The organism is Obesumbacterium proteus, assembly GCF_001586165.1.
Taxonomy (GTDB): Bacteria; Pseudomonadota; Gammaproteobacteria; order Enterobacterales; family Enterobacteriaceae; genus Hafnia; species Hafnia protea.
On the sequence record NZ_CP014608.1, the window covers coordinates 4,082,472 to 4,103,918 of the forward strand.

Below are 21,447 nucleotides of genomic sequence, written 5' to 3' on the forward strand. Positions count from 1 at the left end.
AAAAAAAGCCGACTCTCAAGTCGGCTCAATCATTATTTCGTACCAAATATCTTATCGCCCGCATCGCCCAAGCCAGGAATGATGTATCCCTTCTCATTCAAGCCCTGATCGATAGACGCAGTGTACAGCTCAACGTCTGGATGCGCTTTTTCTAACGCCGCAATACCTTCTGGCGCAGCAACCAGTACTAATACCTTAATGCTGTGACAGCCTGCTTTTTTCAGCAGGTCGATAGTTGCAATCATAGAACCACCGGTTGCCAGCATTGGGTCAACCACCAGCGCCATACGCTCATCGATGTTTGAAACCAATTTCTGGAAGTAAGGCACTGGCTCCAGAGTTTCTTCGTCGCGGTAAACACCAACAACGCTGATACGTGCGCTTGGAACATGTTCCAACACACCTTCCATCATGCCCAAGCCTGCGCGCAGGATTGGAACCACGGTGATTTTTTTACCTTTGATTTGATCGACTTCGACAGGACCACACCAACCATCAATTGTTACTTTTTCTGTTTCAAGGTCTGCGGTCGCTTCATAGGTCAGTAAACTCCCGACCTCTGATGCCAGTTCACGAAAACGTTTGGTGCTAATATCGTTCTCGCGCATCAAGCCCAGTTTATGTCTTACGAGCGGGTGTTTTACTTCGACGATCTTCATCATTTCATCTCCCAGGTTGCGGTCAGCGCAAAAAAAAATCGCGAGATTATAACGCCTTTTAAATTCCACGCCACCGTTAAAATCATGATCCAGATCAGCTTAGATGAGATCTCCACTGTTTACAGGAAAAAATCAGATCCCCTTCACAAGCCGCTCGCAAACGTTTGCCTAGACTGTTAGAATTGCCGCGCTTTTGAATATTTCAGTGTGAGTTCTGTTATCCGATGCAAGTGCAAGCCGCACCGTTACTGAGTTAGCGGTTCCTCTTCACTCCTGATATCAGAACTCATCCTAACCGCCATGGGGATTTTCGCAGTGACCGACAAAACCGCTCTCAGTTACAAAGACGCAGGCGTAGACATTGATGCTGGCAATGCCTTAGTTGATCGCATTAAAGGTGTGGTAAAAGAAACTCGTCGCCCGGAAGTTATGGGTGGTTTGGGTGGATTTGGTGCACTTTGTGCCCTGCCGCAAAAGTATCGCGAGCCTATTCTGGTTTCGGGCACCGACGGTGTCGGCACCAAATTACGTCTGGCGATGGATTTAAAACGTCACGACACTATCGGTATTGATTTGGTTGCGATGTGCGTTAATGACTTGGTCGTTCAAGGCGCTGAACCACTGTTCTTCCTCGATTATTATGCGACCGGAAAATTAGACGTCGACACCGCTGCTAGCGTCATCACCGGCATTGCCGAAGGCTGTAAGCAGTCAGGCTGCGCACTGGTTGGTGGCGAAACCGCTGAAATGCCGGGTATGTATCACGGTGAAGATTACGACGTTGCAGGCTTCTGCGTTGGCGTAGTTGAAAAGTCCGAAATTATTGACGGCAGCAAGGTTCAAGCGGGCGACGTACTCATCGCGCTGGGCGCAAGCGGTCCACATTCCAACGGCTATTCACTGGTACGCAAGATTTTGGAAGTCAGCCATACCGATCCGCTCCAAGAAGAGCTGGACGGCAAACCGCTGGCAGACCATTTACTGGCACCAACCAAGATCTACGTAAAATCTATTCTTAAGCTGATTGAAGAGCACGATATTCACGCCATTGCCCACCTCACCGGCGGCGGCTTCTGGGAGAACATTCCACGCGTACTGCCAGAAGGCACGCAGGCCGTTATCGATGAATCCAGCTGGCAGTGGCCGTCAGTCTTTAACTGGCTGCAACAGGCAGGTAACGTTAGCCGACACGAAATGTATCGTACCTTCAACTGTGGCGTAGGCATGATCATCGCACTGCCTGCTTCAGAAGTGGATGCAGCGATTGCGCTAATGAATGCCCACGGCGAAAAAGCATGGAAAATTGGTGCAATCGCGGCGTCAAATACTGACGAACGCGTAGTGATCAACGCATAAGCGACTGAGCCAATGAAAAACATCGTCGTTTTAATTTCCGGCAACGGTAGCAATCTACAGGCGCTAATTAACGCCTGTAACGATGGACGCATCCGTGGACGCATCAGCGCCGTATTCAGCAATAAGGCAAACGCCTATGGCCTTGAACGTGCGGCTCAGGATGGAATTCCCGCGCACGGTCTAGATCCCAAATCCTATGCTGACCGCGATGCTTTTGATCTAGCGTTAATGCAAGAGATCGACGCCTACCAGCCAGACTTGTTGGTTCTAGCGGGCTACATGCGTATTTTATCTTCGCGTTTTGTTCAGCATTACCAAGGGCGGATGCTCAATATCCACCCATCTCTGTTGCCCAAATATCCGGGATTACATACGCACCAACAGGCGCTAAACAACGGCGATGAAGAGCATGGCACCTCGGTGCATTTTGTTACCGATGAGCTGGACGGCGGACCGGTTGTTTTACAGGCCAAAGTTCCAATTTTCGAGCATGACAGCGAAGATGAAATTATCGAGCGCGTTCAGGTGCAAGAGCATTCCATCTACCCGCTGGTGGTAAGCTGGTTCATTGATGGACGCCTAAAGGCTAAAGACGATGCTGCGTGGTTAGACGGCGTTCGTTTACCCCCGCAGGGATACGCGCCAGATTAAACGGCGCTTCACCGTCTAAATAAACAAAATCCCTAGCCTTGGCTGGGGATTTTTGTATTTGTCGCAGATCGGTTTTCTCAAGTATTAACTATCGCTATATACCCGTCATACTTCAAGCTGCTTACGCGTTGGCTGCACCCGCTCACCCCAGTCACTTACTCAAGTAAGCTCCTAGGGACTCACGGCTTTGCCGCCTTCAAGCAACTTGAATTATTTTGGGTATAATACAGTCTGTAGTATTCACTACATCGGCTATTTAGCTGAAACTTATGACAGTGAGAGGAATCAACATGTCCAGCGACAACAACGTCAGATTGCGCCCCCTGGAACGGGAAGACTTGACGTTCGTTCATCAACTCGACAATAACGCCAGCATCATGCGCTATTGGTTTGAAGAACCTTATATTGCCTTTGTAGAACTCTCTGAGCTGTATGACAAACACATTCACGATCAGAGCGAACGCCGCTTCGTGGTTGAACACGACGGGGTGAAAATTGGCCTAGTCGAATTGGTTGAGATTGACCATATTCACCGCCGCGCCGAATTCCAGATCATCATCGATCCGGCCCATCAAGGCCACGGTTACGCCAGCAAAGCGGCACAGCTGGCTTTGGATCATGGTTTTTCGGTGCTCAATCTCTACAAGCTATATTTAATCGTCGATAAAGAAAACCAAAAGGCGATTCATATTTATAGCAAGCTAGGATTCAAAATCGAAGGTGAACTAATCCACGAATTCTTCATCAACGGCGAATACCGCAACGCGATCCGTATGTGTATATTCCAGCCGGATTATTTGGCGAAATATAAATCCCCTACGCCGCCGGTGAATCCAAATTCAATGTAAGGTTGGGGCGCGGAGCCGTAGTGAAAGGTTTCGTACACCAAGCATTTATGCAGCCATAGCGTAAGGTTTCGTTCGCCAAGCATTTATGCAGCCATCGCGTAAGATTTCGTCCGCCTATCAATAACAGCTATCACATATAGCTCAATCGAAGGCGACCGATGAGGGGCGCCAGCGCGCGCCCCTTCAATCCTCGCGCTTTTATCCGAGACGCCATCTCCGCACCGGGTCGGCATGCGCCATCCCTGGCGCCTCCTCCCCTAACGCTAACATCCTGTTAGCGTTACTCTTTCTCCCAAAACTTAAACTAAATAACAGATGTTTTTTTGTCTTTTGGGTTTGATCTTTTCCGGCACGTTACCGTACAGCCGAGTGAATCATGCAGGTTAGGATTCGCCGACAGGGACGTCGGCGAAAGAACGGAGGAGCCAGGATGGCGATTGCCGTTCGTTCCGTTAAAACCGGAATGATGAAATGAGGGCACCCGCGTAGCGGGCTGGAAGGGGGTGCCAAGCCGGGTTGTTAGGGGGCGGCGATTGGCCCCCTAACACGGACGCCTGCACGATGCACAGGCAGAGTTCGGGATTTTAGGCGGACGTAACCCTTCACCTTACTTAAGCTATAACGGCGATTGAGCCGCTTGCTCGGACGTCTGCACGATGCACAGGTAGAATTCAGGATTTTAGACGGACGTAACCTTTCACCACGCTTAAACTATAACGGCGATTGAGCCGCCTTACTCAGACGACTGCACCATGCACAGGTAGAATCCGGAATTTTAGGCGGACGTAACCTTTCACCATGCCCTCATAGCCATAGCCATGGGCATACAAAAACTCACCCATATCTCCCCGTAATATAATCTTCCGTCTTCTTCTGCCTTGGCGACGTAAACAACGTATCAGTATCGGCGTACTCCACCACTTCCCCCTGATGGATAAACGCGGTGTAATCAGACACGCGAGCCGCCTGCTGCATATTATGGGTGACCAGCACCACGCTGTAATTTTCTTTAAGCCCAACGATCAGCTCTTCAATGGTCAACGTGGAAATAGGATCCAATGCAGACGTCGGCTCGTCGAGCAACAATACCTCTGGCTCAATCGCAATCGCGCGCGCGATCACCAAACGCTGTTGTTGGCCGCTGGATAATTTGAAGGCGTTATCGCTCAAGCGCCCTTTCACCTCATGCCAAAGCGCAGCCTGACGCAGCGCCCGCTCTACGGTTTCATCCAGTATCCGCCGATCGCGTATGCCGTTTAAACGCAGGCCATACACCACGTTTTCATAGATCGATTTCGGAAACGGATTGGGCCGTTGGAATACCATTCCCACGCGGCGGCGAAGGGAGGCAACATCAATATCGTCACCGCTCACACGGCTGCCATTGACGCTCACTTCCCCCTCCACGCGGCACTGTTCGACCAAATCGTTCATACGGTTAAAACAGCGCAACAGCGTTGATTTACCACAGCCGGAAGGCCCAATAAGCGCCGTAACACGATTCTTCGGCAACGACAGATTCACGTCAAACAGCACCTGCTTTGTGCCGTAATACAGATTTAAATTTTTGGTCGCTAATGCCGTTTGCTCTGGTGGCAAATGATGCACATCCAGCAGGGGCAATATTTCCGGTGCGGTTAAACCCACGGGCAGGACTCCTCAGAAAAAATAACTAGAGCGACAGCGCGCGATATTTCTCACGCAGGTAATGACGAATCGACATCGCGGCCAAATTTAGCCCCACCACCAGCGTCACCAGCAAAAATGCGGTCGCAAAGACCAACGGACGGGCGGCTTCCACGTTAGGGCTTTGCAACGCCCCGTCATAAACCTGAAAACCCAGATGCATGAATTTTCTATCCAGATGCAAATAAGGGAACACGGCATCAATCGGTAATTCAGGCACCGATTTCACCACGCCAACCAGCATCAACGGTGCAGTTTCACCCGCCGCACGCGCAATGGCCAAGATCAATCCGGTCAGCATGGCGGGTACCGCTAGCGGTAAAACCACACGCCGCAAAGTTTCCGCCTTGGTTGCGCCGAGTGCCAGCGAACCCTGCCGTAACGATGCCGGGATACGTGCTAACCCCTCTTCGGTGGAAACAATCACCACCGGCAACGTCAGCAGCGCGAGCGTTAGCGATGCCCAAAGCAGCCCCGGGGTTCCGAACGTTGGGTTAGGCAATGCTTCGCTGAAAAACAGCTGATCGATAGAGCCGCCCAGCACATAGACGAAGAAACCCAAACCGAAGATGCCATATACAATCGACGGCACGCCAGCCAAGTTCACCACGGCAATACGAATCAAGCGGGTAAACCAGTTTTTACGTGCGTATTCATGCAGATACACCGCTGCAATCACGCCTAATGGCATCACGATCACCGACATCAGTATCACCATCAGCATGGTGCCAAAAAGCGCCGGAAAAACACCGCCTTCCGTGTTGGATTCACGTGGGTTATCCACCATGAATTTTTTAATCTGTTTCGCCCAGTGTCGAACCTTATCACCGGTGCTCATCGCGTTAGGCATCCATGCGTCATGAATTTCATAAACGGGAATTTCTCGCTGAATGCCGTTCATATCACGCAGCAGCAAGCTATCGCTTTTTTGATCATGCTCAAGCGCATCCAAGCGAGTCATTAATTGCTGATGCTTGCGCTCCAACTCCAGCCGTTCGGCACGAACCTGAGCCTGTAAACGATCGTTCCACGTTCCATTCATCTCGGCCTGACGCTGACTTAAACGCATTTTTTCAAACTGGGCGCTGATCGCCGAAAGCTGATGCTGACGCAAATGCGCAATCTTCTGAGTTAACGCGCGCGTGCGCTCAATGCTGCTCTGAAGATCGCGTACCACTTGCCGTCCCACCAACGGCTGGCCGTTTTCCAGCAGACCGACCAAATAGCCATAGGCGTTTCCGTTATGCTCACGTTCAAGCACCAACAGATCTTTAGGTTTCTGCGTATGGCGAATATCCTGCGCCAATAGGGTAACAAAATCTTGGTTTTGCCATTCACGGTTACCCGTTTTGATGAGATAGCGCGACAGCGTTGTTGGTGCATCCGGCGCAAGCTTGATGCCAGCGTCCAGCAGTTGCTGGCGTGGGATCTGGTTTATCGCATAGCGCTCGCCAATAATTCGCTGGCCGTTGTTCAGGTCAAATTCATAAACCGAATGCGGCCAGAAATAACGCATTCCCTGCCCGGCCAGCAGCATAATCAGCCCCAATAACGCCAATAGGCTGATCGTGACCGCGCCCGCGCTGAGCCAAATCCAAGGCCGCCCGCTCTGGAACCATCGGCGCATACCTTGCTGCTGATTCGGCACTTGAGCAGTTTGCTGATGACTCATAATCCCTCTCGCTCAGCGCTATAGCGAGTACGCAGTTTTAAGCGCACCGTTTCAGCTAAGGTATTCACCACAAAGGTAAACATAAACAGCACCAGCGCCGTTAAAAACAGCACGCGATAGTGTGCGCTGCCCACCACCGCTTCCGGCATTTCAATCGCAATATTAGCGGCTAGCGCCCGCAATCCTTGGAACGGCGTGTTATCCAACAGCGGCGTATTCCCTGTCGCCATCAAGACAATCATGGTTTCACCCACGGCGCGCCCCAGCCCGATCATCAGCGCCGAGAAAATCCCCGCGCTGGCGCTCGGCAAAAGCACCCTCATCATGGTTTGCCACTGGGTCGCGCCGAGGGCCAGTGAGCCTTGCGCCAACGAAGCTGGCACGCTAAACAGCGCATCTTCTGCCAGCGAGAAAATGACCGGAACCAACGCAAAACCCAGCGCAATCGCCACCACTAGCGTATTCCGCTGATCGTAACCATCGCCTAAACGCTCATGCAGCGGCATTCCCCACAGCACAATCTCAAGATGCGGCGCCAGCATAAACCACAGCGTCAGCAGACCAGCGAGCACCGGCAACAAAAGACAAACATCGAGGCGATAGCCTGAACGCCGAGCCCACGTAGGAAAAACTCGCGTCCACAGCGCGGCGCTGGCCACAATAATCAGAGGAACCAGAATCGGTAACGCGAGCAATGCTAAAAGATGGTTTTCGATAATAGGCGCTAACCAAATCGCGGCGACTAAACCAATCACCACGGTGGGAAATGCGCCGATCATTTCAATCGCGGGTTTCACCACGCTTCGCTGGCGGGGTGACATAAAGCATGCGGTATACATAGCTCCGGCAACGGCCAACGGCGTCGCAAACAACAACGCATAAAATGCGGCTTTCAAGGTGCCAAAAATCACTGGCCACAGGCTATATTTGGCCTGATAGTTATCGCTGCCGGAAGTGCTTTGCCATACATAGTCTGGGGCTGGATGATTCTCAAACCACGTGGGCTTCAACAAGGTTTGCCAACTGATTTCAGGGTAGTCATTACTCAGAGGATACCAAAACGTTCCCTGAGCGGTTTCAGCCAAAAGCCCTTTCCCCTGCGGGTCAAACCATGCGGTTTTCACGCCAGGCTTGATCGATGCCCGCAATACCGCGTTCTCTCGCAGTGAAGAATAAATGGCAAGCTCCCCTGTGGGGGCGATCGCAGCAAACACGCGACGGTACGGTTCGTTAACCATCAGGCTATCGGCTAACGCAGGCTGATAACGACGGATTTGCGTCAGCTCACGCTCGCCATTGCGTTGCACATCAAACCACTGACTGATCTGCCCTTGGTCGTTTTGTAACAGCAGCGAACTTGCGCCGGGTAAAAGCCTCATCGCCACCATTTTTTGCTGATCAAACGTCAGCGTTTTCCCTACGCCTTCCAGCGCCGCATTCAGCGTGAACACGGTGAGGCTGGTTGGGCTCAACACAAACAGACGATGAGCGTCGGGAGAAAGCAGAACCTGAGTGACCGGCGTATTTACCACTACCGGATGCGCCTGCCAGCCCGTTGGCGTGGATTGCCCGAGCAGCAGTCGTCCATCCTGAACAATGGCGGCAATAACCGGCCGCTTTTGCATCATGCCAAGGCTGATTTGACGTAACGGTTGGCGTTGAGTATCGAAAACTTCTGCCGTCGCACCGCGCAGATAGAGCCAGTCAGGGGCAAAATGCCCGGTATCGCCCGTTTTTCCCACCGGATGAAACTGTGGGCTGACCAATAGGATTTTACCATCAGCGGTGGCGAGCGCCGTCGTAGGAAGATCGCCGCTCACCGATGCGGCCGCGCTCGGGGCTGACGAGGTGAATTGACGCGACTGTAACGGCTGAGGATCTTTTTCCTGCGGCTGCAAGGCAATAAACATGCCCTTGCCATCCGCATCAATACGCCATGCCAGTTGATGGGTGGCATCAACGCCAACGGCAAGCGCCGTCGTATTTTTGGGCCAAAGAAGCGCCTGAGGCTTACCGATGCTCGCAGGTTTAAACAACGGCCAGACCGCAACCAGCAAATACACAAAAATCAGCATCAGCATGGCTAAAACCACCATTCCACCCGCACTCACGACGTAGCGAGTCAGACGATCTCGCCAAGCTCGACGCTTATCACGCATTATTAACGCTGGAGTGGTGTGCTTCATGCATATTCCATTCAGAGGCCATCAAAAAGCAGGTAGCATAATATGGCAACATTGTTAACGCCACATTACTGTTTGGTCATTGGACTTTCTCGTCAACTTCTCGCCATAATAAAGGCAGACACTGGGTACTCCCACTTCTATACCCAAAATCATTGAATCGAGCGATACAGATTCAAGCGTGGCGGGTATATCGTCGCCGTTTAGTATTGGAGTCACAATGGGTCAGGAAAAGCTCTATATCGATAAAGAACTGAGTTGGTTGTCATTTAACGAACGTGTTCTACAGGAAGCCGCGGACAAGAGCAATCCGCTCATTGAGCGTATGCGTTTTCTCGGGATTTATTCCAGCAATCTGGATGAATTCTACAAGGTCCGCTTTGCCGATCTGAAACGCCGCATTCTGATCAGTGAAGAGCAAGGCTCGACGGGCGCCTCACGACACCTCCTCAAAAAGATTCAGGCCAAGGTGCTGAAAACCGATCAGGAGTTCGACTCTTTATATAACGAACTGCTGCTGGAGATGGCGCGTAATCAGATTTTCTTGATCAACGAACGCCAGCTTTCAGAAAACCAGCAAGTGTGGCTGCGCCAATATTTTAAAAATCACCTGCGCCAGCACATCACGCCGATCCTGATAAATAATGAAACCGACTTAGTTTCATTCTTAAAAGATGACTACACCTATTTAGCCGTCGAGATTATTCGTGGCCATCAGACAAGCTACGCGCTGTTGGAAATTCCATCGGATAAAGTCGAACGTTTCATCATTCTGCCGCCGGAAACTCCTCGCCGCCGCAAGCCAATGATTCTGGTTGATAACATTCTGCGATACTGTCTGGATGATATCTTCAAAGGCTTCTTTGATTACGATGCCTTGAATGCCTACTCCATGAAAATGACCCGCGATGCTGAATACGATCTGGTCACGGAGATGGAATCCAGCCTGATGGAACTCATGTCATCAAGCCTGAAACAGCGTCTGACCGCTGAGCCAGTGCGCTTCGTCTATCAGCGTGATATGCCTGATGAATTGGTCGAGCTGCTGCGTCAGAAACTCGGGATCTCCTCCTACGATTCCGTCATCGCGGGCGGTCGTTACCACAATTTCAAAGACTTCATCAAATTCCCTAACGTGGGCAACGCCAACTTAGTGAATAAGCCGCTACCGCGCCTGCGCCATATCTGGTTTGATAAATTCCGCAACGGTTTCGACGCCATCCGCGATCACGACGTGCTGCTCTATTATCCATACCATACGTTTGAGCACGTGCTGGAGCTGCTGCGTCAGGCGTCCTTCGACCCGAGCGTGCTGGCGATAAAAATTAATATCTACCGCGTAGCTAAAGATTCTCGCATCATCGAATCGATGATCCACACGGCGCACAACGGCAAAAAAGTCACCGTGGTGGTTGAGCTACAGGCGCGTTTCGACGAAGAAGCCAACATCCACTGGGCGAAGCGTTTAACCGAAGCCGGTGTGCACGTAATCTTCTCGGCTCCAGGTCTGAAAATTCACGCCAAACTGTTCCTGATTTCGCGTAAAGAAGGCGACAACATCGTGCGCTATGCGCATATCGGCACCGGCAACTTCAACGAAAAAACCGCGCGCGTCTATACCGACTACTCGCTGCTCACCGCCGATGCGCGTATCACCAACGAAGTGCGTCGGGTGTTCAACTTCATTGAAAACCCATACCGTCCGGTCAGCTTTGAACACCTGATGGTATCGCCGCAAAACTCACGCCGGATGTTGTATCAGCTTATCGATCAGGAAATTACCAGCGCACAGGCCGGACTCAGCGCAGGGATCACCCTGAAGCTGAATAACCTGGTAGATAAAGGCTTGGTTGATCGCTTATATACCGCGTCTTCGGCCGGAGTCAAAATCCGCCTGTTGGTGCGTGGCATGTGCTCGCTGGTGCCTAACATCCCGGGCGTTAGCGATAACATTCAGATCACCAGCATCGTCGATCGGTTCTTAGAGCATGCGCGCGTCTATGTATTTGAGAATCATGGCGATCCGCTGGTTTATCTCTCCTCCGCCGACTGGATGACCCGCAACATTGACTACCGTATCGAGGTTGCCGTTTCACTGCTCGATCCTACGCTGCGCCAGCGCGTGTTAGATCTGCTCGAACTGCAATTCTGCGACACCGTAAAGGCGCGTTATCTTGATAAAGATCTCAGCAACCGTTATGTTCCGCGCGGAAATCGCCGCAAGGTGCGATCTCAGTTAGCGATTTATGATTACCTCAAGGCCCTTGAACAGCCTGATAACCAATAACAATTACAGACTTATAGGCCGCTTATGCCGCTAAATCATTCCAATAACAAACCGCAGGAAATTGCTGCAATCGATCTGGGCTCTAACAGTTTCCATATGGTTATTGCCCGCATCGTTAACGGCGCGCTTCAGGTTCTGGGACGCCTGAAGCAACGAGTCCATCTGGCCGATGGCCTTGATAGCAACAATATGCTCAGCGAAGAAGCCATGGAACGCGGCATTGCCTGCCTCGCTCTGTTTGCTGAGCGTTTACAAGGGTTTCCTGAAGAAAACGTCTGTATTGTCGGCACGCATTCGCTGCGCCAAGCCGCCAACGCCGAAGAGTTTCTCAAACGGGCTGCGAAAGTAATTCCGTATCCGATTGAGATCATCTCAGGTCACGAAGAAGCGCGACTCATTTTTATGGGCGTGGCGCACACGCAGCCAGAAAAAGGCCGCAAGCTAGTGATCGACATCGGCGGCGGCTCCACTGAAATGGTTATCGGTGAAGACTTCGATCCGCTGCTGGTCGAAAGCCGCCGGATGGGCTGCGTGAGTTTCGCGCGCCAATTCTTCCCTAACGGTGAAATCAGCAAAGATAACTTCCAGCGTGCTCGTTTAGCGGCGGCGCAAAAACTGGAAAATATGGCGTGGCAGTATCGCATTCAAGGCTGGCAGGCCGCGCTCGGCGCGTCTGGCTCGATCAAAGCTGCCCATGAAGTGTTAATTGCATTGGGTGAAAAAGATGGCCTCATCACGGCGGAACGCCTTGAACTGCTGCGTAATGAAGTGCTTAAGTATAAGCGTTTCAGCGAATTAGCCCTACCGGGGCTTTCAGAAGATCGTCAGGCGGTGTTTGTACCAGGGCTATCGATTCTTTGCGGCGTATTTGATGCGCTGGCGATCAAACAGCTGCGGCTGTCGGATGGTGCGCTGCGTGAAGGCGTGCTTTACGAGATGGAAGGACGTTTCCGCCATCAGGATATTCGCAGCCGAACCGCACGTAGCCTTGCGGAACACTACAATATCGATCATGAACAAGCCTATCGCGTGCTCAGTACGGTACAACAGCTTTACGCACAGTGGATGGCCCAGAACAGTAAACTGGTTCACCCACAGCTAGAAGCACTGCTCAACTGGGCCGCTATGCTGCATGAGGTGGGTCTGAGCATCAACCACAGCGGCATGCACCGCCATTCAGCCTATATCCTGCAAAACACCAACCTACCGGGGTTTAATCAGGAGCAACAATTGTTGCTGGCAACGCTGGTACGCTTCCATCGTAAAGGTGTTAAGCTGGATGAACTGCCGCGTCTGACGTTGTTCAAGAAAAAGCAGTATATCCCGCTGATCCAAATCCTGCGCTTGGCGGCGTTGCTGAATAATCAACGCCAGTCCACCACTACGCCAGAATCGCTGGAGCTTGAAACCAACGGTTTTCATTGGATCCTGCGTTTCCCACAGGGTTATCTGCAACAAAATAACCTCGTGCAGCTCGACGTAGAAAAAGAGCAGTCATACTGGAAGGACGTTGAAGGCTGGAGTTTGCTGGTGGAAGAACAGCTTTAATCGTTACCAATGCCCCTCCTTCTATTGGGAGGGGCTATTATCAAATCCCCAACTCCGCCCTCGCCTGTGCAATATCTGCCGCAGATAACGGCATATAGCCGTCTTGTGACACCAGTTTTTGGCCCTGTGCCGATAGCACGCTGTCCATAAAGGCGGCGGTTAGCGGCGATAAAGGTTTCCCCGGCGCTTTGTTCACATAGATATACAGATGGCGCACTAGCGGGTAGCGGCCTTGCACAATGTTTTCCGCCGTCGGTTCAATCGCGGGGCCACCAAACTGGCTAACCGCCAGCATATGCACGCCGCTAGCACGAAAGCCAATGCTGGCATAGCCAATGCTATTAAGAGAACCCGCAACCGCCTGCACGACCGATGCCGAGCCTGGCAGCTCGTTGACTCGTGGGCTGAAATCACCGTTACACAACACCTGCTGTTTGAAATAACCATAGGTGCCCGACGCCGAGTTGCGTCCATAGAGAGAAATGGCTCGCGACTTCCACTCTCCGCCCAACCCCAGCGTTTTCCATTGGGTAATCGGCGTTGTATCACCACAGCGCAGCGTGCTGGAATAGATGCTGTCTAATTGATTAAAACTGGTTTCACGCAGCGGATTATCTTGATGAACCAACACAACCAAGGCATCTAAAGCCACCGGCACCGCTAGCGGAGGATAACCATAGTGCTGTTCGAAAGCCGCGATTTCCGCCGCTTTCATCGGGCGACTCATCGGGCCTAGCTGAGCAGCGCCCGCAGCCAACGCCGTGGGCGCGCTGGTCGAGCCCGCCGCCTGAAGTTGCACATTCACATTAGGGTTACTCTGCGAAAAGTTATTTGCCCATAGCGCCATCAGGTTCACCATCGTATCCGAACCCGCACTAGACAAATTCCCCGACAGCATCGATTGTCCGATGGCCAGCGCGGGTAACGAGATAAAACCACAAACGACGCCAATCAGCGCCGCTTTCCATTGTTTGATTTGACGTCCCTGCATCAGATTTCCTTGCTCGGTAGCCCTTTCTGGCCTTTGTTTTTCTGCGTCATGCTCTCACCTGCCAGTGGCACAATGAGATGCGGTGGCAGTGTAAACACAAAGCGCGTCCCCAAGCCAATTTCACTCATGATATTGAGCGTAGCTTCATGATGATTCAACGCATGTTTAACTATCGCCAGCCCTAAGCCGCTGCCGCCGGTTTGGCGCGAACGCGCTTTATCAACCCGATAAAAACGCTCAGTCAAACGCCCCAAATGCTCCGCCGCAATGCCGGGGCCATTATCGCTAACTTCGAACTGCGCGCCTTGAGTGGTTTGTTGCCAGCAGACTTCAATTTTGGTGCCGTCCGGCGTGTGGTTAACCGCGTTATATACCAGATTAGAAACCGCGCTACGCAGCTGATCGTCGTTGCCGAATACTTTGAGTTTATCGTTGATGCGGAAGGTGATTTCATGGCGACCGTTACTCAACGACAGCGCCTCACGTTCCAGCATATGCAGCATCACGGGGACATCAACAATTTCATTCAAGGCAATCGGCGGAGCCGCTTCGATTTTAGAGAGGGTCAATAGCTGCTTCACCAAGCTGTCCATACGCTTGGTCTGCTCTTGCATGGTCGCCAGCGCCTTCTGCCGCACCGGAGCCGCCATATCGTCATCGTTCATCATCTCGAGATAGCCCTGTAACACGGTCAGCGGCGTGCGCAGTTCGTGGCTAACGTTGGCAAAGAAGTTACGTCGCGTGCCCTCTAACTGCCGCGTTTGAGTCACATCACGAGCCACCATCAGCAGTTGGCCTTCGGCATACGGCATCACACGAAATTCAACGAAACGGCCATTATTGAGATGCAGCGTGAGCGGACGGGAAAAATCTTGCGATTGCAGATAATGCGTGAATTCGGGGTAGCGCAGAAGGTTAAGAATATGCTGGCCATTATCCTCTGGCCAACGAAAACCGAGCAGGTGTTGCGCCAAGCCATTACACCAGAAAATATTGCCTTCTTCGGTCGTCATAATCACCGCATCGGGCAATGACTCAGCACCGCTGCGAAAACGTTTAATCAGCAGTGCCAGCTCGCGACGACGGCGTCGATTACGCTGCTGCATCTGATATAAACCATAGAACAACGGCTCCCAGCTTCCTCGCCCAGCGGGTGGGGTCATACTACGGTCGACCCATAGCCAGTGCGAGAGGCGCAACTGGTTATAGAAATGCCAGCCCAATAGCGCAGACACCGCAGCCAGCAGAAACCACGGCAAATAGCCGATCAGCAGCCCAAGGATCACCGCCGGAATGCAGCAAAACAACAGCTCCAGCAGCAGTCTTTTCCACGATAGGCGTTCAAGCACGATGTTGGCTCTTTGTTCTTAACAACATAGAAATAATAGACATAGTGATACCCAAAATCAGTGAGGCCCGATTAAGGGTCCCAATGCATAATCATACCGTTTACTTAAGCTCGATTTTAGGGGGAGTACACCGATGGGGTCGTAGCGGCGCAAGCCGCCGGAGCGCCCCGCGGTGTGCTAGACCCGTGTATCTCGATCTTTCAAACAAGCGTCACGGAATATGCATAGCGGGTTAGAAACGCGCCGAAAAACGATAACCCGTCCCACGAACGGTTTGCACCATTTTATCATGCCCGCTCAGCTCCAGCGCTTTGCGCAGTCGGCGAATATGAACATCCACGGTGCGGTCTTCTACATAAACGTTAGTGCCCCAGACATGATTTAGCAACTGCTCGCGGCTATAAACGCGCTCGGGATGAGTCATGAAAAAATGCAGCAACTTAAACTCAGTCGGTCCCATATCCAGCGGGGCTTCGTTGGCCATCACACGATGTGACGTCGGATCGAGACTCAGCCCCTGCACTTCAATCACCTCTTCCACCGCCATCGGCGAAATACGGCGCATCACGGCTTTAATTCTGGCCACCAGCTCTTTGGGCGAAAAAGGCTTGGTGATGTAATCGTCTGCGCCCACTTCCAAACCGCGCACGCGATCTTCTTCTTCACCGCGAGCGGTCAGCATCATCACAGGAATTTCACGCGTTAACGCTTCGCGCTTCATATGCTTGATGAACTGGATCCCAGAACCGCCCGGCAGCATCCAATCCAGCAGCACTAAATCAGGATAAGGCTCAGAAAGCGAGTTCACCGCGCTGTCATAATCTTCGGCTTCAACCGGTTGGTAGCCGTTTTGCTCTAAAACAAAACACACCATTTCACGAATTGGCGCTTCATCTTCTACTACCAATATGCGTCTGGCCATTGTTAATCCTGCTTAAGTTTGGTTGCGGGCGCCATTATGCGTCAGATTTATGACAGATTTATGAAAAAAAACAATATGCCAAGCATCACTGTAATAAATGGTTTTGTAAACCCAGATTGATTATGGCCTCAGTGCCGGACATGGGTTCACCTCCCTCATAGATTGCGTATAATCGATTTCATTCTCCGTCGTGGCTCACGCTACGCTCAGCAAGGACAGCAGGACTCGCATGCGTCTTATCCATACTTCAGACTGGCACCTTGGTCAGCATTTTTATACCAAAAGCCGTAGCGCTGAACATCAGGCCTTTCTGCGCTGGCTCATTGAACAAGCATCGGCGCATCAGGTCGATGCCATTATTGTGGCGGGTGACGTCTTTGATACCGGTTCGCCGCCGAGCTACGCGCGCGAACTGTATAACCGCTTCGTCGTGGAGTTGCAGGCAACGGGCTGCCAGTTAGTGGTGTTAGGTGGCAACCATGACTCCGTCGCCACGCTGAATGAATCTCGCGCTTTACTCGCCTGCTTGAACACGCAGGTTATCGCCAGCAGCGCAGGCGATTTACAGCATCAGGTATTGCAGCTCAAACAGCGCGACGGTTCCGTCGGCGCGATTCTGTGCGCGGTGCCTTATCTGCGCCCACGAGATATCCAAACCAGCTTAGCGGGGCAATCTGCCGCAGAAAAACAAAACGCCCTACAGCAGGCTATCGCCGCACATTACCAGTCGTTGTACGATCTGGCCGTTGCCGAACGAGATGCCTTAGGCGGAAACCTGCCGATTATTGCCACCGGACATCTCACCACTATCGGTGCCAGCACGTCTGACTCAGTGCGTGATATCTATATTGGTTCACTCGATGCGTTCCCGGCCTCCGCGTTTCCTCCTGCCGATTACATTGCGTTGGGCCATATCCATCGTCCGCAGCGAGTGACCAGCAGCGAGCATATTCGCTACAGTGGCTCGCCAATCCCTCTTAGCTTTGACGAACTGGGCAGCGAGAAAAGCATCTGCTTAGTGGATTTCTCAGGTGCTGCGCTGGAAAAAGTGACGCTCTTGCCGGTTCCCCAATTTCAGCCAATGCAGCTCATCAAAGGCAGCATTGAACAAATCGAACAACAGCTCGCCGCATTTAAAGCCACCACAGCGGATCATAGTGAGAGTGAAAAACCGGTCTGGCTAGATATTGAAATCAGCAGCAGCGCCTATTTGAACGATCTCCAACGTCGAATTCAGCAGCAGGCCGAAACCCTTCCCGTTGAGGTTATTTTGCTACGCCGCAGCAAAGAACAACGCCTAAGCGCCCTCACGCGCCAAGACAAAGAAACGCTGAGCGAGCTAAGCGTCAGCGACGTATTTGAACGCCGCTTGGCGCAGGAAGAAACCGACGATGAAGCGCTGATCGCACAACAATCACGCATTCGAAATCAATTCCATCAGGTGCTGGATGAACTGGTGTTAGAGCAAGACGAAACTCGCGAGGAGCATGACGCATGAAAATCCTCAGCCTACGGTTAAAAAATATCAACTCGCTCAAGGGCGAATGGAAGATCGATTTCACCCGTGAAGACTTTGCCAATAACGGCTTATTTGCCATCACCGGCCCAACCGGCGCGGGGAAAACAACGCTGCTCGACGCACTCTGTTTGGCGCTGTATCACCAAACGCCGCGCTTGAAGGTGTCACCCACGCAAAATGAACTGATGACACGCGGCACCGCTGAATCGTTGGCCGAGGTTGAATTCGAAGTGAAAGGCGTCGGCTATCGCGCTTTCTGGAGCCAGCGTCGCGCCAATAACAAACCAGATGGCAATTTACAAACGCCAAAAGTAGAGCTCGCGCACATTGCCGATGGTGAAATCATCACCGATAAAATCCAAACCAAGCTGCATAAAATTGCCGATATTACCGGTTTGGACTTTGGCCGTTTCACCAAGTCGATGATGCTGTCACAGGGCCAGTTCGCCGCCTTCCTCAACGCCGATCCAGCCGAACGGGCTGAGTTACTGGAAGAACTCACCGGCACCGAAATTTATGGGCAACTATCGGAGCAAATATTCCAGCGTTTCAAACAGGCAAAAATCGATCTTGATACGCTACATGAACGCGCCGCAGGCGTAGAGCTGCTCAGCGAAGAAGCACTTAACCAGCTTTCCGAACGTTTGTCTGAATTGCAACGTGAAGAACAGCAGCAAACGTCTTTGCGCCAAACGCTGATGACCGATCTCCAGTGGCTGCAAAAAAGCCAAGAGCTCAGCCAAAACCGAGAACAGTGCACTCAGCGCGTTACCGCGGCATCGCAACAGTGGCAAACCGCCCAGCCGGAAGTTTTACGCTTGGAACGCAGTGAACCAGCGGAGAAACTACGCCCGCTGTTGTTAACGCTACGCCAGACACGTGCTGATTTAGCATCAACGGCTCAAAGCCAGCAACAGCGCGAACAGCAGCACCAGCAGCTAACTTCGCAGCTAGCGTCACTGCAAACCGCGTCAGCGCAAGCGCTGCATGCCAAACAGCAACACCAGCAGCAACGTGCCGCCACGGAAACGTTGATCAACCAACAGGTGGTGCCGCTTGATTCAAGGCTGACGCAGATCCGCGAAGACCTGTTGGCTCAGCAGCAAAAACTCACGCAAATCAGTGAAGAAAAGCAGAAACAAGAAGCGGCGCTGAAGCAAAATCGAGAAAAGCTGCAAGCCCAGCAGCAGGAAATCAACCAGCTTCAGCAACAGTTGGCCGATACTGCACAGCACGCGGAATGGAATAACCATTTAGGCCGCTGGAAAAGCCAGTTCGAGCAATCTGCCGAACACCGCCAAAGCTTAAACGAACTGCGTAAACGCATTGCCGATGCAGAAAAAAATATCGCAGCCGAAACCGAAAAACTCACGACGCTGCAACAGGCTGGCTCCCTGCTCAATCAGCGTTTAGCTCAACAGCAAAAAATCTGCGCCGAAACGGAATTACAGCATCAGCAGCTGGAGCAGAAACACAGTTCAGCGCAGTTAGAAACACAGCGTGAAAAATTGCACCGCGGGCAACCTGCGCGCCAGATTTTGATACAAACCAGCCCGTTATTTGGAAAAGCCTCACAGCGACAAAAACAATTGCAGGCGCAAAATACGCAACGCACGCAGGAACTGCTCGCGCTGGAGCAACTTTTAGCCACCAAACGCTTGGCTTATAAAGAGAAACGTCAGCATCTGAACGATCTGGAAAAGCAGATCGATCTACAGCGTCGGGTGATCGGACTAGAGCAAGAGCGAGCGCGTTTAATCGCTGGCGATCCCTGCCCACTTTGCGGATCGCTGGAGCATCCGGCGGTTAAAACCTACCAAACACCGGCGCTTTCAGACAGCGAGCAGCGCCGTGATGCGCTACGCATTGAAGTCGAAAACCTCGGTCGCGAAGGCAGCGAGCTGGGAGAGCGACACAAGCTGATGCTGCAAACTCAAAATCAGCAGCAGCAAGAAATCCAAGCCGTTGAAGATGAAATTATGCAGTATCAGCAGCGCTGGGCTCAGGCCACGGCGGCGCTTGAACTGAGCTTAGCGATTGACGACCGTGAGGGGCTGGAAAACTATCTCACCGAAATCAATCAGCAAGAAGAAACGCTGCAAAATACGCTGCGCCAGCGAGAGAATTTGAGCAAGAACTGGCAGCAGGCTAAAGATGCGCTGAACAACATACAGCAAGAAGCAAACCAAACGCTACAGCAAATCAGCCTGTTGGAATTGAGCACTCAAACTCAGAGCAAACAGCTCAACGAGTGGCGCGAAGACTACGGTAAACAGTTAGCACAGCAGCAGCAACGTGACACCACCTTTGCCGATGAACTGCACAAACTGCAACTAACCGCGCCTGTTTCAGGAAACGAAGCCGAATGGCTGGAACAGCGCAGCAACGAGTTTTCGCTATGGCAACAGCGTCAAAACCACAGTCAGCAATTGGCGCTAGAAAATACACGCCTGATGGCGGAAGAGCACAGCCTAAGCCAAACCTGTACCGCACTGGAAACACAGTGGCAAACGCAACGTCAGCTTTGTTCTGAGCTTGAAAATCGTTTGAAACAGATGCAGGTCGAACGCCAGAGTCTGTTGAATGGGCGCAGCGTAGACGAGGTGCGCCAGTCATTAATTGAAACTGAGCAACAGGTTGAAAATCAGCTTCAGCAAGCGCAACAGGCTGAAAACCAGATACGACAACAGCTCGACAAACTGAGCGGTGAGCTCGAAAGCGCTCAGCAACAGCGTCTACTGTTGGAAAAACGGCTCAGCCAGCAGCAAACTGAATTCGAACAGGCACTCGCAAACAGCCAATTCGCTGATGAAAACACGTTGATTGCCGCGTTGTTAGACGAAAGCGAGCTTAAACGACTGATTGCGCTGCGCGAACAATGTAAAAATCAGCTCTCGCAGGCGCAAGCCTTCTTGCAGCAGGCTGAAAACGAACTCGTCCAGTGGATGGCGCAACGCCCTGAAAATCTAGAAATCGATACCACGCTGGAAAAGCTTAATCAGCAGCTGGCTACGCTGGCTGAGCAGCTACGCGAAAACAGCGTGCAGCAGGGGCAAATTCAGCAGCAGATCCGCAGCGATGCCGAACGAAAACAGGGACAGCAAAGTCTCTTTGCGCGTATTGAACAGAGCAGACAAGAGTATGAAGACTGGAGCTATCTCAACCAGTTAATTGGCTCAAGCAGCGGCGATAAATTCAGAAAATTTGCGCAGGGTTTAACGTTAGATCATCTGGTCTATTTGGCCAACCAGCAGCTTGCCCGCCTTCATGGTCGCTATTTGCTGCAACGTAAAACCAGCGACGCGCTGGAGTTAGAGGTCGTTGATACATGGCAAGCCGATGCGGTACGCGATACTCGCACCTTATCCGGTGGTGAAAGCTTCTTGGTGAGTTTGGCGCTGGCGCTGGCGTTATCCGATCTGGTCAGTCATAAAACCAGTATTGATTCGCTGTTCCTTGACGAAGGCTTCGGCACGCTGGACGCGGAAACCCTTGATACCGCGCTTGATGCCCTCGATACGCTCAACGCAACCGGCAAAATGATTGGCGTCATCAGCCACGTTGAAGCCATGAAAGAACGCATACCGGTGCAGATAAAAGTGAAGAAGGTCAATGGGCTGGGCATCAGCCGCTTGGAAACGCAGTATGCGGTGGGGAGCGGGGAATAAAATATTCCCTCGTCCTTATATTTTAATCAGCTCCGCTTTTGCGAGCAGGAAAATGTTCTATTGTTCTATAGAACATCACCCTCTCGGAATGTTAGTCGGAGCGGTATC

At 52.0% G+C, this 21,447-nt stretch carries 14 protein-coding genes; 7 read left to right on the plus strand and 7 right to left on the minus strand.

The window, feature by feature from the left end:
* Positions 1-32: 32 nt before the first annotated feature.
* Complete coding sequence (gene upp / locus DSM2777_RS19100) at positions 33-659, minus strand: uracil phosphoribosyltransferase (protein ID WP_035503097.1); 627 nt, start codon at positions 657-659, stop codon at positions 33-35.
* Positions 660-974: 315 nt separating this feature from the next.
* Here upp and purM point away from each other — a divergent pair, with 315 nt between their 5' ends.
* The 3 genes from purM (at position 975) to speG (ending at position 3,514) form a co-directional block, all read left to right on the plus strand.
* Positions 975-2,015, plus strand: a complete 1,041-nt coding sequence (gene purM, locus DSM2777_RS19105; protein ID WP_061554878.1) for a phosphoribosylformylglycinamidine cyclo-ligase — start codon at positions 975-977, stop codon at positions 2,013-2,015.
* A gap of 12 nt (positions 2,016-2,027) precedes the next feature.
* The gene (purN, locus tag DSM2777_RS19110) at positions 2,028-2,666 is read left to right on the plus strand and encodes a phosphoribosylglycinamide formyltransferase (protein ID WP_061554879.1); all 639 of its coding nucleotides are present in this window, start codon (positions 2,028-2,030) and stop codon (positions 2,664-2,666) included.
* A gap of 290 nt (positions 2,667-2,956) precedes the next feature.
* Positions 2,957-3,514, plus strand: coding sequence for a spermidine N1-acetyltransferase (gene speG, locus DSM2777_RS19115; protein ID WP_025797434.1), 558 nt, complete (start codon positions 2,957-2,959; stop codon positions 3,512-3,514).
* Between the two features lie 834 nt (positions 3,515-4,348).
* Here speG and pstB read toward each other — a convergent pair.
* From pstB to DSM2777_RS19130, 3 genes are read right to left on the minus strand one after another with little or no spacing between them, the layout of a single operon-like run.
* Positions 4,349-5,161 (minus strand): phosphate ABC transporter ATP-binding protein PstB, encoded by an 813-nt coding sequence (pstB, locus tag DSM2777_RS19120; RefSeq protein WP_061554880.1) that lies wholly within the window; start codon positions 5,159-5,161, stop codon positions 4,349-4,351.
* A gap of 25 nt (positions 5,162-5,186) precedes the next feature.
* The gene (gene pstA, locus DSM2777_RS19125; protein WP_061555440.1) at positions 5,187-6,827 is read right to left on the minus strand and encodes a phosphate ABC transporter permease PstA; all 1,641 of its coding nucleotides are present in this window, start codon (positions 6,825-6,827) and stop codon (positions 5,187-5,189) included.
* A 41-nt stretch (positions 6,828-6,868) separates the two neighbouring features.
* Positions 6,869-9,058, minus strand: a complete 2,190-nt coding sequence (locus DSM2777_RS19130; RefSeq protein ID WP_061554881.1) for an ABC transporter permease subunit — start codon at positions 9,056-9,058, stop codon at positions 6,869-6,871.
* Positions 9,059-9,275: 217 nt separating this feature from the next.
* Between DSM2777_RS19130 and ppk1 the strand changes: the two genes are divergently transcribed.
* Both ppk1 and ppx read left to right on the plus strand, forming a co-directional pair.
* Entirely contained in the window at positions 9,276-11,342 is a 2,067-nt protein-coding gene (gene ppk1, locus DSM2777_RS19135) for a polyphosphate kinase 1 (RefSeq protein WP_061554882.1), read from the plus strand.
* Between the two features lie 24 nt (positions 11,343-11,366).
* Complete coding sequence (gene ppx, locus DSM2777_RS19140; RefSeq protein WP_061554883.1) at positions 11,367-12,890, plus strand: exopolyphosphatase; 1,524 nt, start codon at positions 11,367-11,369, stop codon at positions 12,888-12,890.
* Positions 12,891-12,930: 40 nt separating this feature from the next.
* On the opposite strand, the gene DSM2777_RS19145 is transcribed toward ppx, so the two are convergent.
* From DSM2777_RS19145 to phoB, 3 genes are all read right to left on the minus strand, one after another.
* Positions 12,931-13,881, minus strand: coding sequence for a PstS family phosphate ABC transporter substrate-binding protein (locus DSM2777_RS19145; protein ID WP_061554884.1), 951 nt, complete (start codon positions 13,879-13,881; stop codon positions 12,931-12,933).
* Entirely contained in the window at positions 13,881-15,230 is a 1,350-nt protein-coding gene (gene phoR, locus DSM2777_RS19150) for a phosphate regulon sensor histidine kinase PhoR (RefSeq protein WP_025799781.1), read from the minus strand. The genes DSM2777_RS19145 and phoR overlap by 1 nt, the downstream gene beginning before the upstream one ends.
* Positions 15,231-15,462: 232 nt before the next feature.
* Positions 15,463-16,152 carry a phosphate response regulator transcription factor PhoB gene (phoB, locus tag DSM2777_RS19155; RefSeq protein ID WP_004091956.1) on the minus strand — a complete coding sequence of 230 codons (690 nt, stop codon included), beginning with the start codon at positions 16,150-16,152 and terminating at the stop codon, positions 15,463-15,465.
* Between the two features lie 229 nt (positions 16,153-16,381).
* Here phoB and sbcD point away from each other — a divergent pair, with 229 nt between their 5' ends.
* Positions 16,382-17,650 (plus strand): exonuclease subunit SbcD, encoded by a 1,269-nt coding sequence (gene sbcD / locus DSM2777_RS19160; protein ID WP_061554885.1) that lies wholly within the window; start codon positions 16,382-16,384, stop codon positions 17,648-17,650.
* Complete coding sequence (locus DSM2777_RS19165; RefSeq protein ID WP_061554886.1) at positions 17,647-21,339, plus strand: SbcC/MukB-like Walker B domain-containing protein; 3,693 nt, start codon at positions 17,647-17,649, stop codon at positions 21,337-21,339. The genes sbcD and DSM2777_RS19165 overlap by 4 nt, the downstream gene beginning before the upstream one ends.
* Positions 21,340-21,447 lie beyond the last annotated feature (108 nt).